We start from the raw sequence: 14905 nt of genomic DNA, 5'->3' as shown, positions 1-14905 counted from the left end.
GCCGTCGTCCCGGCCTTGCCGGGGCGCGCCTGCGTGAGAAGAAAAAGCAATACGAGGGCCCGATGCTCCGCCGTCTCCATCCCGAACAGCCCGACAGCTTCGCCTTCTCGGCAGAGAACCACGCCTGGGCCGAAGCGCAGATCACCAAGTTTCCCGAAGGCCGCCAGGCCAGCGCGATCATTCCGCTGCTGTGGCGTGCACAGGAACAGGAAGGCTGGCTGACCCGGCCCGCGATCGAGCATGTCGCAGACATGCTGGGCATGGCGCGGATCCGCGCGCTCGAGGTCGCCACGTTCTACTTCATGTTCCAGCTCCAGCCGACCGGGTCTGTGGCGCATATCCAGGTCTGCGGCACGACGTCCTGCATGATCTGCGGCGCCGAGGACCTGATGGCGGTCTGCAAGGAGAAGATCGCGCCCCGGCCGCACATGCTGTCCGAAGACGGCAAGTTCTCCTGGGAGGAGGTCGAGTGCCTCGGCGCCTGTGCCAACGCCCCGATGGCGCAGATCGGCAAGGACTACTACGAGGACCTGACCGCCGAGCGATTCGGCGAGATGATCGAGGAGCTGCGGGACGGCAAGGTGCCGACGCCCGGCTCCCAGATCGGCCGATTCTCCTCCGAGCCGAAGGGCAATCTCACCAGCCTTACGGCGCATGAAGAGGGCAGGGTGGAGCACAATGCCTCCGTCGATCTTGCCACCCGCATCGGAGATACGGTCAAGCGGATCGACGGCACCGAAGTGCCGCTCCTCGTGCCGTGGACGGACAAGGGAGGCCGCTCGCAGATCCAGCCGCAGGGTGAGGCCGCGGCGCCTGACGGCGGCGTTCGGGATACCAATCTCGGCGATGGCGGCTTGCCGGATGATGGCGAAACGCCGGGACCGAAGCCCGCCGCCGACACCCCCGCCGACGAGACCGGCGTGACCATGCAGGAAGCTGATGCGACCGAAGCGGCCCGTCCCGAAGCGGGCGAGCCGGGTGAGGCCGCCGGCCATGGCGACCCCTCCGGCGCGGAGATCGGCAGCCCCGGTCACGCTGGCGCCGGTGAAGCGCCCGAGACGGACGATGCTGACGAGGACCACGATCCCGGTCCGGCGAAAGACCTCGGCTCCAAGGGCGGCGGTGAGGGAACGGGCTCCGGCGACGGGCCGCGCGCGGCGCAGGACGATCCCGCCATCGCGCCGTCCGGGGACAGCCCGGTCGCGGGCGACATGCCGGCCGGCAATGCCGCAGCCGGGACTGACGCGGGCAACAAGGGATCCGAGCCGCCCCGCCTCGACGGCCCGAGAGACGGCAAGGCCGACGATCTGAAGCAGATCGGCGGGATCGGCCCGACCATCGAGAAACGCCTCCATGCGTTCGGCATCTATCATCTCGATCAGATCGCCGCCTGGACGGCCGCGGAGATGGTCTGGATCGACGATCACCTGAACTTCGCCGGCCGTGTCGAGCGCGAGAACTGGACCGGACAGGCGTCCGATCTTCTCGCCGGGCGCGACAGCGAGGCGTGACCGCGCTATAATTCCCGGAGGCGGCCCCCGGGCCGCGTCCTTATGGGGGTAAACGCCGATGCTGGGCTCGAACATCTCGCCAGAAGACGAACGCCGCGCGATCAGGATCGGGGCCGCGGGGGGGCTTTTCGTGTTCCTCGTGGCCTGGGCGACGACCGGGGCAGGGTTCCTCGGCGGGCTGCTGATCGGCATCTTCGCGATGGTCGCGATCTTCTTCGGGATGCTTCTATGGGGCCGGCGCTGGCTGAAGACGGTCGGCGATCTTGGCGTGCCCGGAGTGTCCGGCGGGCTCTATGGTACGGCAACGAGCGGCGGGGCCGAGCCCTTGCGCCGCGATGCCGAGGCCACGCCTGAAGCTGCAGCTGAAGCTCGCCCTGAGCGCACGCCTGAACCGGTGTCCACGAGCCAGGGCTCCAACACGAGTGCGGCCGCCGAAGTCCGCTCCACGCCGCGGGCCGTTATCGGCAGCGCAAGCGAGGAAGCGTCGGACGAGGCGGGCGCGCATGTCGAGGCGAGCGAGCTCGAGGTTGCGCAGAGCCAGGCCGCCGAACCCGCATCCAACAAGCCACACTCCGAGCCCGTGGCGCCCGAGCCCGCGCCGGCACCGGCTGGCACCGAAGGTGGAGCCGGATCGAGTGCTGACGCGTCTCCCAAGGCTCCGGAGCGCCTCGACGGGCCGCGCGAGGGTGGCGGTGACGATCTGTTGCGCATCAAGGGCATAGGCCCGAAACTTAAGTCGATCCTGCACGACGAGGGCATCTATCACCTCGACCAGATCGCGGGCTGGACGCCGGCCGAGGTTGCCTGGGTCGACGAGCATATCGAAGCGTTCCGGGGACGCGCGTCGCGGGACGACTGGGTCGGACAGGCGCGCCGGCTTGTTGCCGAGGACGATGCGTCAGGCGAGACGACCGGGGTGGACAAGAGGGCCGAACCGGGCGAGGCGGAGGGCCGATGACGGAGCCGCGCCGGGAAGCGGATCGGTCCGCGCCGGACAGGGCGTCGCTCGCCAAGCGTCGCTCGGCCGGTGTCGTGATCGCGCTCTCGGGGCTGGCCGCGCTCCTCGCGCCCTGGATCGTCGCGACCACCGGCCTCGCGCCGCGCTACGAGATGCTGTTCTACTTCGCCGCCCTGGCCGGGTTCGTCTGGTCGCTGGCGGTTCTGTTTCAAATTCTGCGGGACAGGGGATGACCCTTGCCCGCCTGCCGATCGAAGAAAGAGGCCTGAGATGCTGAAGGACGAAGACCGTATCTTCACCAACCTCTACGGGATGCACGAGCGCACCCTCAAAGGGGCCCGGGCGCGGGGCCACTGGGACAATACCGCCGACCTGATCGGCAAGGGCCGCGACTGGATCGTTGAGACGATGAAATCCTCCGGCCTGCGCGGCCGCGGCGGTGCGGGCTTCCCGACCGGCCTCAAGTGGTCCTTCATGCCGAAGGAGAGCGACGGGCGGCCGCATTATCTCGTGGTCAATGCCGACGAATCCGAACCCGGCACCTGCAAGGACCGGGAGATCATGCGCCACGATCCGCATACGCTGATCGAGGGCTGCCTCATCGCCTCCTTCGCGATGGGGGCGAACAACTGCTACATCTACATCCGGGGTGAATACATCCGGGAGCGCGAGGCCCTTCAGGCGGCGATCGACGAAGCCTATGACGCGGGACTTCTCGGCAAGAACGCAGCGGGATCCGGCTGGGACTTCGACCTCTACCTCACCCACGGTGCTGGCGCCTATATCTGCGGCGAGGAAACGTCTCTTCTCGAAAGCCTCGAGGGCCGCAAGGGCATGCCGCGGATGAAGCCTCCCTTCCCGGCGGGGGCGGGTCTCTATGGCTGCCCGACCACGGTGAACAACGTGGAGAGCATCGCGGTCGTGCCGACGATCCTGCGCCGGGGCGGCGAGTGGTTCGCCTCCTTCGGCCGCCCGAACAACGCCGGCACCAAGGTCTTCGCGATCTCGGGGCATGTCGAGCGGCCCTGCGTCGTCGAGGAGGAGATGTCGATCTCCTTCGAGGAACTGATCGAGCGCCATTGCGGCGGCATTCGCGGCGGCTGGGACAACCTCAAGGCGGTGATTCCGGGCGGCGCCTCGGTGCCGCTCCTGCCGGGCGCGACGGCCCGCGAGGCGATCATGGATTTCGACTGGCTGAGGGAGCAGAAGTCCGGCCTCGGCACGGCGGCTGTGATCGTCATGGATCAGTCCTGCGACGTCATCAAGGCGATCTGGCGCCTGTCCAAGTTCTACAAGCACGAGAGCTGCGGTCAGTGCACGCCGTGTCGCGAGGGAACCGGCTGGATGATGCGGGTCATGGATCGCCTGGTCACGGGCGATGCCGAGCCCGCCGAGATCGATATGCTGCTCGACGTGACCAAGCAGGTCGAGGGCCACACGATCTGCGCGCTCGGTGACGCGGCGGCCTGGCCGATCCAGGGCCTCATCCGTCACTTCCGGGACGAGATCGAGGACCGGATTGCCCACAAGCGCAAGGGGCGCTCACCGGCAATCGCGGCGGAGTAGGCGCGGCGGTTCGCCGGCCTGAATAGTGCAACGAAAAGAGCCCGGGCGCATCTGCGACCCGGGCTCATTTCTGTCCGACGTCCGGTCCACGCGCGCGCGGCCGGCGGCGCTGATCAGTAGCGCGCGGTCTCGCGGGGGCGCTGGATCGCCGGCGCGTAGAGCTCTTCCTCGCGGCTCGCCTTGATGAATCGCGCAAGGGCGAACCCCGCAAGGGCAAGGCCGCCGAGGAAAAGGGCGGTCTTCACGGTGTCGTTGCGGTCGAGGTCGTAGAGGGTCATCGAGGACCTCCATTGAATGACTTTGAGCTATGGAACGATGCCGGTGCGGCCTCGGTTCCAGCGATGCCCGTGGCGCAAGGGCTGTCGCGTTCGTGATAGCGGGGAACGGGGGCCGGTTATTGCATAGCCGGGGTGTCGCGGTCAGCTGTTGTCGTCAAAGACCACCATTTCCGGAAGGCGCCCATGCTTCGCTCCACTGCCCTGTCCCTCCTCCTTCTGTCCGCCGCCGCGACGGGCGCCCATGCCCAGGGCCTGAGGGGCGAGACGGACATCAACGCCGGCCTCAAGGCCACCGCGACCGCCGTCGAGCTCAGTGACAAGTGCCCGAGCGTCAATGCACGTCTGCTTCGCGGCATAAACTATCTCAGGCAGCTCGAGCAGATGGCGAAGGATCGTGGCTACTCGCAGAGCGAGATCGACGCCTATGTCGACAGCAAGAAGGACAAGAAACGTCTCGAGGCGGAAGCCCGCGCCGAACTCGCAGCGAAGGGCGCCGTGGAGGGGGACCGGGAGAGCTACTGCAAGGTCGCCCGCGCCGAGATCGCGGCCGGTAGCGCCATCGGCCGGCTGCTTCGCTAAAGCGGGGCCGGGGCGGGCGCGACATCATGCGGGAGGTGGTCCGATCCGGTAACGCCGCCTCCCGCCGGCCTTCGACCTTGCGTTAACTCTCCTCACATCAGCGACACGATGACGCCCGGAGCGCTCCCATCGGTCTCGACCCCCTTGCTCCCGCTGGCGCCTTGGGGCATCCCGCGGTAGAACCTGCTGACGGCGGGGGCCGTGCGCGATCACGCGGACCGCCCCGGCAGACGAGCGAGAGGCCAGTCCCAATGTCCGATCTTCGCAAGATCATCATCGACGACGCCGAGATCGAAGTCGATCCGGCCATGACCCTCATTCAGGCCTGCGAGCAGGCAGGGATCGAGATCCCGCGCTTCTGCTATCACGAGCGGCTATCCATCGCGGGCAACTGCCGGATGTGCCTCGTGGAGGTCGTGGGCGGTCCGCCGAAGCCCGCCGCATCCTGCGCCATGCAGGTCCGGGACCTTCGCCCTGGCAAGGACGGCGCGCCGCCGCAGGTGAAGACCAATTCCCCGATGGTGAAGAAGGCCCGCGAGGGGGTGATGGAGTTCCTGCTCATCAACCACCCGCTCGACTGCCCGATCTGCGACCAGGGCGGGGAGTGCGACCTGCAGGACCAGGCGATGGCCTACGGTGTCGATTTCTCCCGCTACCGCGAGCCAAAGCGCGCGACCGAGGACCTGAATCTCGGCCCCCTCGTCGAGACGCACATGACGCGCTGCATCTCCTGCACCCGCTGCGTGCGGTTCACCACCGAGGTCGCCGGCATCACGCAGATGGGCCAGACCGGGCGCGGCGAGGATGCGGAGATCACCTCCTATCTCGGCGAGACGCTCGGCTCGAACCTTCAGGGCAACATCATCGACCTGTGCCCCGTGGGCGCGCTGGTCTCCAAGCCCTACGCCTTCACCGCCCGCCCCTGGGAGCTGACCAAGACCGAGACCATCGACGTGATGGACGCGCTCGGCTCCAACATCCGGGTGGACACCAAGGGCCGCGAGGTCATGCGGATCCTGCCTCGGAACAATGACTGGATCAACGAGGAGTGGATCTCGGACAAGACCCGCTTCGTCTTCGACGGCCTGCGCCGCCAGCGCCTTGACCGGCCCTACCTGCGGCAGGACGGCAAGCTGCGTCCCGCCACTTGGCCCGAGGCGCTCGCCGCCGTGTCGGACGCGCTGAAAGGGGCGAAGAAGCCGGTCGGTCTCGTGGGCGATCTCGCGCCCGTCGAGGCGGCCTTCTCGCTCAAGCAGCTGATCGAGGGGCAGGGCGGTACGGTGGAGTGCCGGACCGACGGCGCGAAGCTCGATGCGGCGGATCGTGGCTCTTACGTCGGCACCGCCGCGATCGAAGACCTCGATACGGCGCAGAACATCCTTCTCGTCGGCACCAACCCCGCCGCCGAAGCGCCCGTCCTGAACGCGCGCATCCGCAAGGCGTGGCTTGCGGGCGGGTCCGTCTCCGCGATCGGCGAGGCGGCCGAGCTGACCTACGAGTACGATCATCTGGGCACGGACCGTTCGGCGCTCACGAAGCTGGCCGGGCGCGACTCGTTCCCCGAAGGCCCGTCCGTCATCGTGGTGGGGCAGGGTGCCTTGCAGGGCGAGGACGGCGCGGCCGTCATGGCGACCCTGCGCCAGCTTGCCGATAAGGCGGGCGCGGGACTTCTCGTTCTGCACACCGCCGCTTCCCGCGTGGGGGCGCTCGATGTCGGTGCCGTGTCCGAAGGCGGCATCGGGGCCGCGATGGACGGCGCGGACGTGATCTACAACCTCGGCGCGGACGAGGTGGAGATCGCCGAGGGACCGTTCGTGATCTACCAGGGCAGCCACGGCGACCGCGGTGCTCACAGGGCGGACGTGATTCTCCCCAGTGCTGCGTGGACCGAGGAGAACGGCCTCTTCGTGAACACCGAAGGCCGCCCGCAGCTCGCTTTCCGGGCCGGCTTCGCGCCGGGCGAGGCGAAGGAGAACTGGGCGATCCTCAGGGCCCTCTCCGCCGAGCTGGGATCGGTGCAGCCGTGGGACAGCCTTGCGCAGCTTCGCCAGCGCCTCGTCTCCGCCCATGCGCATCTCAAGCGGATCGACGAGCGCGCCGAGCTTGAGAGCGACGCGCCGGCGACTGCGGGCAAGCTGGGATCAGGGGCGTTCGCATCCCCGGTCAAGGATTTCTACCTGACCAATCCCGTTGCGCGGGCGAGCGCGCTGATGGCGGAGCTGTCAGCGGCGGCGAAGGAACGTGCCGGCAACGGCGAGCGGCTCGCGGCGGAGTGAGTCTCCGCCGGGGTCTCGCGGGACTCGCGCTTCTCGGCCTCGCGGCCTGCGGGGCCGGGGGGACCGGGACCTCCGAAGAGACGGAGGCGCCCGCGGCGGTTCGCTCCGCCGCGCCGCCGGGCGGCATATACGACGGCGTACGGACGCGGCTCCTGGGCGACGACCTCGTTCTTTTCGTCGTGGAGATGCGGGGCGCGCGGGACGCGGCGGACGTGGACGACTACGCCCGCTGCGCCGCAGCACGATATACCCTGATCCGGGGGTACGGGTTTGCCCGTCACGTCAGGACAAGGGTTGCGGAAGAGGGTGGCGTTTGGCGCGCGGATGCGGTTTACACGGTCTCGCCAGCGCTACCGGAGGGCATTCTGAGGATCGACGCCGAGGTGACGGTCCAGGATTGCGACGAACGGGGCATACCGACGATCTGAGGTAGGGAATGGGTACCTTCATCCAAACCACGGCAGGCAGCGCGCTGCTCATCACGCTCTACGGGGTTCTGCTCCTCGGTTTCGTGATGATCTCGCTGCTGTTCCTCGTTTACGGGGACCGTAAGATCTGGGCCGCGGTCCAGATGCGGCGCGGCCCGAACGTTGTGGGCGCCTTCGGGCTTCTGCAATCGGTGGCCGACGCGCTGAAATACGTCCTCAAGGAGGTCGTCATTCCGGCGGGCGCGGACAAGGCGATCTTCCTGCTCGCGCCGCTTCTGTCCTTCGTCCTCGCGATGGTCGCCTGGGCGGTGATTCCCTTCAACGAGCACTGGGTGCTGGCGGACATCAACGTCGCCGTCCTGTTCCTGTTCGCCGTCTCCTCGCTCGAGGTCTACGGCGTGATCATGGGCGGATGGGCGTCGAACTCGAAGTACCCGTTCCTCGGCAGCCTCCGCTCCGCCGCCCAGATGATCTCCTACGAGGTCTCGCTCGGTCTCATCATCATCGGCGTCGTGATCTCGGCGGGCTCGCTGAACTTCAACGATATCGTCCGCGCGCAGGACGGGGCGTTCGGCCTCCTGAACTGGTTCTGGCTGCCGCACCTGCCGATGGTCGCGCTTTTCTTCATCTCCTGCCTCGCCGAGACGAACCGGGCGCCGTTCGACCTTCCCGAGGCCGAGTCGGAACTCGTCGCGGGCTACCAGGTCGAATATTCCTCGACGCCGTTCCTGCTCTTCATGGCCGGTGAGTATATCGCCATCTTCCTGCTCTGCGCCGTGAACTCGCTGCTGTTCTTCGGCGGCTGGCTCTCCCCGATCCCGGGCCTGCCGGATGGCGCGCTCTGGCTCGTGGCGAAGATGGCCTTCTTCTTCTTCCTCTTCGCCATGGTGAAGGCCGTGGTGCCGCGCTACCGCTACGACCAGCTGATGCGCATCGGCTGGAAGGTCTTCCTTCCGCTGTCGCTGATCTGGGTCGTCCTGATCGCGTTCCTCGCCAAGTTCGAGGTGCTGGGCGGCTTCTGGGCACGCTACGCGGTGGGGGGCTGAGGCATGTCCTACGCCTCGGATCTGGGCGGCTGGCTGGCGGGGCTGTCCCCGCGGGAGCTGCACCAGGAAGGCGCTACGTTCCGTAAGGCGGTGATCGCCGAGCTCGGCGGTGACGACGCGGCGGCGCTGGACGATACCCGGCTGGCGCAGGCGGTTCAGGTCTGGCTTGCCGCGCCGCGCGCCGAGTACGATCCCTTCCCGCCGATGCCGGCCGAGGAGGCGAGCGAGATGGGGACGGACATGCGTCTCTACCTCGAGCACCACACTGCCGGCGGCGCAACGCCGGCATCGCTCTCGGTGGACGAGTATGCTGGCGCGCTGCGCATGATGCGCCGCATCCTGCTCGGAGAGACGGACAGCCCGGAAGCGGGGACGGGGCCCGTGAAGGGCCTCAAGGCAGATTTCAAACTGGGACCCAAGTGACCCGGAGGTCGAACCCAAGATGACCGCGATGGATTGGCAGAGAGCAGGCAAGTATTTCCTGCTTGCCGACATGTTCAAGGGCCTCAGCCTGGGGCTCAGGTACTTCTTTGCGCCGAAGATGACGGTGAACTATCCGCACGAGAAGGGGCACCTGTCGCCCCGCTTCCGCGGCGAGCACGCGCTCCGGCGGTACCCGAACGGCGAAGAGCGCTGCATTGCCTGCAAGCTCTGCGAGGCGATCTGTCCCGCTCAGGCGATCACCATCGACGCCGAACCTCGCCAGGACGGCTCCCGCCGGACGACGCGCTACGACATCGACATGACGAAGTGCATCTATTGCGGTTTCTGCCAGGAAGCCTGCCCGGTCGATGCCATCGTCGAGGGGCCGAATTTCGAGTTCGCGACGGAGACCCGCGAGGAGCTCTACTACGACAAGGCCAAGCTCCTGGAGAACGGGGACCGCTGGGAAGCGGAGATTGCCCGGAACCTCGAGCTGGACGCACCCTACCGCTGATGTCGGGGCAGGGGCGCGATACGATCGGGGCATGCCGATGAGCGAGGGACCGAAGAACCCGTTCGAGGCGATGATGCGCGCCAGCCAGGACTGGGCGCGCTCCCTCAATCCTGCGCTCGAGGGGTTTTCCCCCGACGGTTTCGAGGCCCTCTGGCCCACCATGCCACGCGACGCGATGGAGATGTGGTTCGGTCAGGGGATGAACCCGCAGGGCCTCGACGCCAAGACGAGACTTTTCCTTGCGCTCGCCGCGCTTGTGGCGCAGGGAGCGACCGCCGAACCCCAGATCCGCCTCACCGTGCGTCATGCACTGGAGGCCGGCGCGACCCCCAGAGAGGTCGCCGAGGTGATCGGGCAGATGGTGGTGTTCGGTGGCGTTCCGGCCATGAGCCGGGCGATGCAGCTCGCGCAGGGCGTGTTCGAAGAGACGAAGAAGGACGGCTGACGCATGACCATCGCGGATCTGGCATTCTATGCCTTCGCTTTCATCGTCATCATGGCGGCGTTGTTCACCGTGGTCGGGCGCAACCCGGTCCATTCGGTGCTGTGGCTCATTCTCGCATTTCTGTCCTCGGCGGCGATGTTCGTGCTCCTCGGGGCAGAGTTCATCGCGATGCTGCTCGTCGTCGTCTATGTCGGCGCCGTGGCGGTGCTTTTCCTCTTCGTCGTGATGATGCTCGACGTCGATTTCGCCGAACTCAGGGCCGAACTGACGCGCTACGTGCCCTTGGCCTCGCTGGTCGTCGTGATCCTGCTGATGCAGCTCGTCCTGGTCTTCGGCGCGTGGAGCACGGCCGATGGCGTGACCGTTTTGGCCCGGCCGGGCGCGGCCATGATCGAGGGGCAGCCCGAGAACATCAGTGCGCTCGGCCTCGTCGTCTACGACCAGTATATCCTGCTCTTCCAACTGGCGGGCCTGATCCTGCTCGTAGCGATGATCGGGGCCATCGTCCTGACGCTGCGTCACCGTACGGACGTCAAGCGCCAGAACGTTCTTGCGCAGATGTACCGCGATCCGGCCAAGGCGATGGAACTCAAGGACGTCAAGCCGGGGCAGGGGCTGTGAGCCCGCGCCCGGCACCATGGTCGCATGGCGCGGCCGGAAGGAGATCGGCATGAGCCGCAATACTACACTGATCGCTGCTGCGGTCATCGTGCTCATCCTCGTCTTCGGATTCGGATTTCGCTGAGACCTGTGCGTCAAGACATGGGGGAAGGGACAGATGGTCGGACTTGAACACTACCTGACCGTGGCGGCGGCTTTGTTCGTCATCGGCATCTTCGGCATCTTCGTGAACCGCAAGAACGTCATCATCGTGCTCATGTCGATCGAGCTGATGCTGCTTGCCGTGAACATCAACCTCGTCGCTTTCTCGGCCTATCTCGGGGACGTTGTGGGGCAGGTCTTCACGCTCTTCGTCCTGACCGTCGCGGCCGCCGAGGCAGCGATCGGCCTTGCAATTCTCGTCTGCTTCTTCCGCAACCGCGGCACGATCGCGGTCGAAGACGTCAACAACATGAAGGGCTGACGCGATGACCACGATCATCCTCTTCGCCCCCCTGATCGGCGCGATCATCTGCGGCTTCGGCTGGCGCGTGATCGGCGAGCAGGCCGGCATGGTGCTCACGACCGGGCTCCTGTTCCTCTGCGCTCTTCTGTCGTGGATCGTGTTCTTCAGCGTCGACGGTCCGGCGCAGCAGATCCAGATCATGCGCTGGATGGATTCGGGCAGCCTCGTCGCCGACTGGTCCATCCGCCTCGACCGGCTGACGGCGATCATGCTGGTGGTCATCACCACCGTCTCCAGCCTCGTGCACCTCTACAGCTTCGGCTACATGGCGCATGACGAGAACTTCCGGCCGGGCGAGCACTACAAGGCCCGCTTCTTCGCCTATCTCTCCTTCTTCACCTTCGCGATGCTCGCGCTGGTCACGTCGAACAACCTCGCGCAGATGTTCTTCGGCTGGGAGGGCGTCGGCGTCGCCTCATACCTGCTGATCGGCTTCTACTACCGCAAGGAAAGTGCCGGGGCCGCCGCGATGAAGGCGTTCATCGTCAACCGCGTCGGCGATTTCGGCTTCGCGCTCGGGATCTTCGCGCTGTTCTTCCTCGTCGATTCGATCCAGTTCGATGACATCTTCGCCGCAGCCCCCGAGATCGCGCAGATGACGATCCCGTTCCTGTGGTTCGACGTGAACGCGGCCGAGCTGACGGCACTCCTTCTCTTCATCGGCGCCATGGGCAAGTCGGCCCAGCTCATCCTGCACACCTGGCTGCCGGACGCGATGGAAGGTCCGACGCCGGTCTCCGCGCTGATCCACGCCGCGACGATGGTGACCGCGGGGGTGTTCCTCGTCTGCCGGATGTCGCCGCTGATGGAATTCGCGCCTGGCGCCACCGCCTTCGTCGTCGTCCTGTCCGCGACGACCGCCTTCTTCGCGGCGACGGTCGGCCTCGTGCAGAACGACATCAAGCGCGTCATCGCCTATTCGACCTGCTCGCAGCTTGGCTACATGTTCGTGGCGGCCGGCGTCGGCATGTACTCGGCGGCGATGTTCCACCTGTTCACCCACGCCTTCTTCAAGGCGATGCTGTTCCTCGGGGCGGGCTCCGTCATCCACGGAATGCACCACGAGCAGGACATGCGGAACTACGGTGGCCTGCGGAAGAAGATGCCCTACACGTTCTGGGCGATGATGATTGGGACGCTGGCGATCACCGGTGTCGGCATTCCGCTCACCCATATCGGCTTCGCCGGCTTCCTCTCCAAGGATGCGATCATCGAGAGCGCCTGGGGTGCAGGCACGGGCGTCGGCTATTACGGCTTCTGGATGCTGGTCATCTCGGCCGCGTTCACCTCGTTCTACTCATGGCGCCTGATCTTCATGACGTTCTTCGGCGAGCCGCGCGGCGACAAGCACACGCACGAGCACGCCCACGAGAGCGGCAAGGTCATGCTGATCCCCTTGGGCGTCCTGTCCCTCGGGGCGATCTTCGCCGGGATGATCTGGTACGGCAGCTTCTTCGGCCATGCCGATCAGGTCGCCCGCTTCTACGACATCCCGCTCGCCGAGCAGCACGAGGCCGGTGAGGCGCACGCGGAGGCCGAAGAGGGCCATGCCGCCGGAACGCCGAGCGAGGAAGCGGCGGAAGAGCACGGCGAAGGCGTCGTCGCGGCCGCCGGGCAAGCCGGCGAAGGCGATCTTGACCAGGCGGGTGACGCTCTTGTCGAGACCGAGGGCGGACATGCCGAGGAGGGCGAGCACCACGTCGCCTTCGGCGGCAATCCCGGCGACGGGGCGCTCTACTTCGGCCCGGAGAACCACGTCCTCGAGGATGCGCATGCCGCGCCGATCTGGGTGAAGGTCAGTCCCTTCGTCGCCATGCTCCTCGGGCTGGTGGTGGCCTGGCTGTTCTACATCCGCGACACGTCGCTGCCGCGGAGTCTTGCGAGCAACCAGCGGCACCTCCATGCCTTCCTCTACAACAAGTGGTACTTCGACGAGGTCTACAACACGCTCTTCGTGACGCCTGCGCGCGGCCTCGGCCGGTTCCTCTGGCGACGCGGTGACGGGACGATGATCGACGGCGGGATCAACGGGCTCGCGCTCGGGATCGTGCCGTTCTTCAGCCGCCTCGCGGGGCGGGCCCAGAGCGGCTATCTCTTCCACTATGCCTTCGCCATGGTGATCGGGGTGCTGATCCTCGTGACCTGGACGCTGATCGCGGGGCGCTGATCCGATGACGAACCTTCTCTCCATCATCACCTTCCTGCCCCTCGTGGCAGCGATCATCCTGGCGCTGTTCCTGAGGGGCGACGATCCGGCAGCCCGGCGGAATGCCCGCTGGCTTGCGCTGATCGCGTCGCTCGCGACGTTCCTTGTCTCGCTCCTGCTGCTTGCCGGATTCGACCCGTCCAATCCGGACTTCCAGTTCGTCGAGGACCGGGACTGGCTTCTCGGCCTGCGCTACAAGATGGGCGTCGACGGCATCTCGATCCTCTTCGTCATGCTCACGACCTTCCTGATGCCCATCGTCATCGGCGCCTGCTGGAACGTCGAGACGCGGGTGAAGGAATACATGATCGCCTTCCTGGCGCTCGAAAGCCTGATGCTCGGCGTCTTCTGCGCGCTTGATCTGGTTCTCTTCTACCTCTTCTTCGAGGCGGGCCTCATCCCGATGTTCCTGATCATCGGCATCTGGGGCGGGGTGAACCGCATCTATGCCGCGTTCAAGTTCTTCCTCTACACCTTCTTTGGCTCCATCCTGATGCTGGTCGCGATGATCGCGATGTATGCCGATGCGGGCACCACCGACATGGCCGTCCTGCTGACGCACAACTTCGGATCCGAGACGTTCAGCCTCCTCGGGATACAGGTCGTGGGCGGTCTGCAGACGATGCTCTGGCTCGCTTTCTTCGCCTCCTTCGCGGTGAAGATGCCGATGTGGCCGGTGCACACCTGGCTTCCCGATGCGCACGTTCAGGCCCCGACCGCGGGCTCCGTCGTCCTCGCCGCGATCCTTCTGAAGATGGGCGGCTACGGCTTCCTGCGGTTCAGCCTGCCGATGTTCCCGGTGGCCTCGGACCTTCTGGCTCCGCTCGTGTTCTGGCTGTCGGTCATCGCCATCATCTACGCCTCGCTCGTGGCCCTGGCGCAGTCCGACATGAAGAAGCTGATCGCCTACTCCTCGGTCGCCCACATGGGATACGTGACCATGGGGATCTTCACGGCGAACCAGCAGGGCGTCGACGGGGCGATCTTCCAGATGATCTCCCACGGCTTCATCTCGGGCGCGCTCTTCCTCTGCGTCGGCGTGGTCTACGACCGCATCCACACTCGCGAGATCGACGCTTATGGCGGGCTCGTGAACCGGATGCCGGCCTACGCCCTGATCTTCCTGTTCTTCACCATGGCCAATGTCGGCCTGCCGGGGACGAGCGGGTTCATCGGCGAGTTCCTGACGCTGGTCGGGATCTATCAGGTGAGCACGGTGATCGCCGTTCTCGCGACAACCGGCGTGATCCTCTCGGCGGCCTACGCGCTCTGGCTTTACCGCCGGGTCGTCTTCGGCGACCTGATCAAGGAGAGCCTGCGGACGATCACCGACATGTCCGGCCGTGAGAAGGTGCTGTTCGCCCCGCTCGTTGTGATGACGCTGCTGCTTGGCGTCTATCCGCCGCTCGTGACCGACATCATCGGCCCCTCCGTCGAGGAGCTCGTGGACGGCTACCAGCTCGCCCTGGACGAGGCCGCGCCCGAGCAGGTCGCGACCGCCGAAATGGCTGCGGGCCCCGCCGAGACTGCGCCCGAGATCGATGAAGAC

15 protein-coding genes and 1 pseudogene are annotated in these 14905 nt (G+C 66.5%); 15 read left to right on the top strand and 1 reads right to left on the bottom strand.

Annotation, left to right across the window (positions count from 1 at the left end):
- The first annotated feature begins 62 nt into the window (after positions 1-62).
- Genes DQG15_RS07210 through nuoF form a run of 4 tightly spaced genes read left to right on the top strand, consistent with a single transcriptional unit; the run spans position 63 to position 4035 of the window.
- Complete coding sequence (locus DQG15_RS07210) at positions 63-1511, top strand: NADH-quinone oxidoreductase subunit E (RefSeq protein ID WP_116084027.1); 1449 nt, start codon at positions 63-65, stop codon at positions 1509-1511.
- Positions 1512-1569: 58 nt separating this feature from the next.
- Positions 1570-2469, top strand: coding sequence for a hypothetical protein (locus DQG15_RS07205; RefSeq protein WP_116084025.1), 900 nt, complete (start codon positions 1570-1572; stop codon positions 2467-2469).
- On the top strand, positions 2466-2702 hold the full coding sequence (locus DQG15_RS07200; RefSeq protein ID WP_116084024.1) for a DUF5337 family protein: 237 nt from the start codon (positions 2466-2468) through the stop codon (positions 2700-2702). The genes DQG15_RS07205 and DQG15_RS07200 overlap by 4 nt, the downstream gene beginning before the upstream one ends.
- Positions 2703-2739: 37 nt before the next feature.
- Positions 2740-4035, top strand: coding sequence for an NADH-quinone oxidoreductase subunit NuoF (gene nuoF / locus DQG15_RS07195; protein WP_116084022.1), 1296 nt, complete (start codon positions 2740-2742; stop codon positions 4033-4035).
- A gap of 113 nt (positions 4036-4148) precedes the next feature.
- Here nuoF and DQG15_RS18145 read toward each other — a convergent pair whose 3' ends face one another.
- Positions 4149-4313 (bottom strand): hypothetical protein, encoded by a 165-nt coding sequence (locus DQG15_RS18145; protein WP_157968930.1) that lies wholly within the window; start codon positions 4311-4313, stop codon positions 4149-4151.
- Positions 4314-4496: 183 nt separating this feature from the next.
- On the opposite strand from DQG15_RS18145, the gene DQG15_RS07190 reads away from it, so the two are divergent.
- From DQG15_RS07190 to DQG15_RS07140, 11 genes and pseudogenes are all read left to right on the top strand, one after another.
- Positions 4497-4892, top strand: a complete 396-nt coding sequence (locus DQG15_RS07190; protein WP_116084020.1) for a DUF5333 domain-containing protein — start codon at positions 4497-4499, stop codon at positions 4890-4892.
- A 251-nt stretch (positions 4893-5143) separates the two neighbouring features.
- Positions 5144-7168, top strand: coding sequence for an NADH-quinone oxidoreductase subunit NuoG (gene nuoG, locus DQG15_RS07185; protein ID WP_116084018.1), 2025 nt, complete (start codon positions 5144-5146; stop codon positions 7166-7168).
- Positions 7165-7596, top strand: coding sequence for a hypothetical protein (locus DQG15_RS07180; RefSeq protein ID WP_116084016.1), 432 nt, complete (start codon positions 7165-7167; stop codon positions 7594-7596). The genes nuoG and DQG15_RS07180 overlap by 4 nt, the downstream gene beginning before the upstream one ends.
- Before the next feature lie 8 nt (positions 7597-7604).
- Positions 7605-8642, top strand: a complete 1038-nt coding sequence (gene nuoH, locus DQG15_RS07175) for an NADH-quinone oxidoreductase subunit NuoH (protein WP_116084015.1) — start codon at positions 7605-7607, stop codon at positions 8640-8642.
- A 3-nt stretch (positions 8643-8645) separates the two neighbouring features.
- Positions 8646-9065 (top strand): hypothetical protein, encoded by a 420-nt coding sequence (locus DQG15_RS07170; protein WP_116084013.1) that lies wholly within the window; start codon positions 8646-8648, stop codon positions 9063-9065.
- 19 nt (positions 9066-9084) lie between these two features.
- Positions 9085-9579 (top strand): NADH-quinone oxidoreductase subunit NuoI, encoded by a 495-nt coding sequence (nuoI, locus tag DQG15_RS07165; RefSeq protein ID WP_116084012.1) that lies wholly within the window; start codon positions 9085-9087, stop codon positions 9577-9579.
- A 37-nt stretch (positions 9580-9616) separates the two neighbouring features.
- Positions 9617-10024 carry a carboxymuconolactone decarboxylase family protein gene (locus DQG15_RS07160; RefSeq protein ID WP_116084699.1) on the top strand — a complete coding sequence of 136 codons (408 nt, stop codon included), beginning with the start codon at positions 9617-9619 and terminating at the stop codon, positions 10022-10024.
- A gap of 3 nt (positions 10025-10027) precedes the next feature.
- Entirely contained in the window at positions 10028-10645 is a 618-nt protein-coding gene (locus DQG15_RS07155; protein WP_116084010.1) for an NADH-quinone oxidoreductase subunit J, read from the top strand.
- 157 nt (positions 10646-10802) lie between these two features.
- Complete coding sequence (gene nuoK, locus DQG15_RS07150) at positions 10803-11108, top strand: NADH-quinone oxidoreductase subunit NuoK (RefSeq protein WP_116084008.1); 306 nt, start codon at positions 10803-10805, stop codon at positions 11106-11108.
- A gap of 4 nt (positions 11109-11112) precedes the next feature.
- Entirely contained in the window at positions 11113-13317 is a 2205-nt protein-coding gene (gene nuoL, locus DQG15_RS07145; protein WP_116084006.1) for an NADH-quinone oxidoreductase subunit L, read from the top strand.
- Positions 13318-13321: 4 nt separating this feature from the next.
- Positions 13322-14821 (top strand): annotated as a pseudogene (locus DQG15_RS07140) (NADH-quinone oxidoreductase subunit M); the annotation flags it as partial.
- Positions 14822-14905: the final 84 nt, after the last annotated feature.

It is taken from the genome of Tropicimonas sp. IMCC34011, assembly GCF_003390865.1.
In the GTDB taxonomy this organism is placed as follows: domain Bacteria; phylum Pseudomonadota; class Alphaproteobacteria; order Rhodobacterales; family Rhodobacteraceae; genus Tropicimonas_B.
This window is presented reverse-complemented; position numbering and strand designations above follow the sequence as displayed.

Bases quoted from the DNA above. Each gene is read 5' to 3' on its own strand.
- DQG15_RS07210 (WP_116084027.1), top strand. From the start codon at position 63: ATGCTCCGCCGTCTCCATCCCGAACAGCCCGACAGCTTCGCCTTCTCG.
- DQG15_RS07205 (WP_116084025.1), top strand. From the start codon at position 1,570: ATGCTGGGCTCGAACATCTCGCCAGAAGACGAACGCCGCGCGATCAGG.
- DQG15_RS07200 (WP_116084024.1), top strand. From the start codon at position 2,466: ATGACGGAGCCGCGCCGGGAAGCGGATCGGTCCGCGCCGGACAGGGCG.
- nuoF (WP_116084022.1), top strand. From the start codon at position 2,740: ATGCTGAAGGACGAAGACCGTATCTTCACCAACCTCTACGGGATGCAC.
- DQG15_RS18145 (WP_157968930.1), bottom strand. From the start codon at position 4,313: ATGACCCTCTACGACCTCGACCGCAACGACACCGTGAAGACCGCCCTT.
- DQG15_RS07190 (WP_116084020.1), top strand. From the start codon at position 4,497: ATGCTTCGCTCCACTGCCCTGTCCCTCCTCCTTCTGTCCGCCGCCGCG.
- nuoG (WP_116084018.1), top strand. From the start codon at position 5,144: ATGTCCGATCTTCGCAAGATCATCATCGACGACGCCGAGATCGAAGTC.
- nuoH (WP_116084015.1), top strand. From the start codon at position 7,605: ATGGGTACCTTCATCCAAACCACGGCAGGCAGCGCGCTGCTCATCACG.
- DQG15_RS07170 (WP_116084013.1), top strand. From the start codon at position 8,646: ATGTCCTACGCCTCGGATCTGGGCGGCTGGCTGGCGGGGCTGTCCCCG.
- nuoI (WP_116084012.1), top strand. From the start codon at position 9,085: ATGACCGCGATGGATTGGCAGAGAGCAGGCAAGTATTTCCTGCTTGCC.
- DQG15_RS07160 (WP_116084699.1), top strand. From the start codon at position 9,617: ATGAGCGAGGGACCGAAGAACCCGTTCGAGGCGATGATGCGCGCCAGC.
- DQG15_RS07155 (WP_116084010.1), top strand. From the start codon at position 10,028: ATGACCATCGCGGATCTGGCATTCTATGCCTTCGCTTTCATCGTCATC.
- nuoK (WP_116084008.1), top strand. From the start codon at position 10,803: ATGGTCGGACTTGAACACTACCTGACCGTGGCGGCGGCTTTGTTCGTC.
- nuoL (WP_116084006.1), top strand. From the start codon at position 11,113: ATGACCACGATCATCCTCTTCGCCCCCCTGATCGGCGCGATCATCTGC.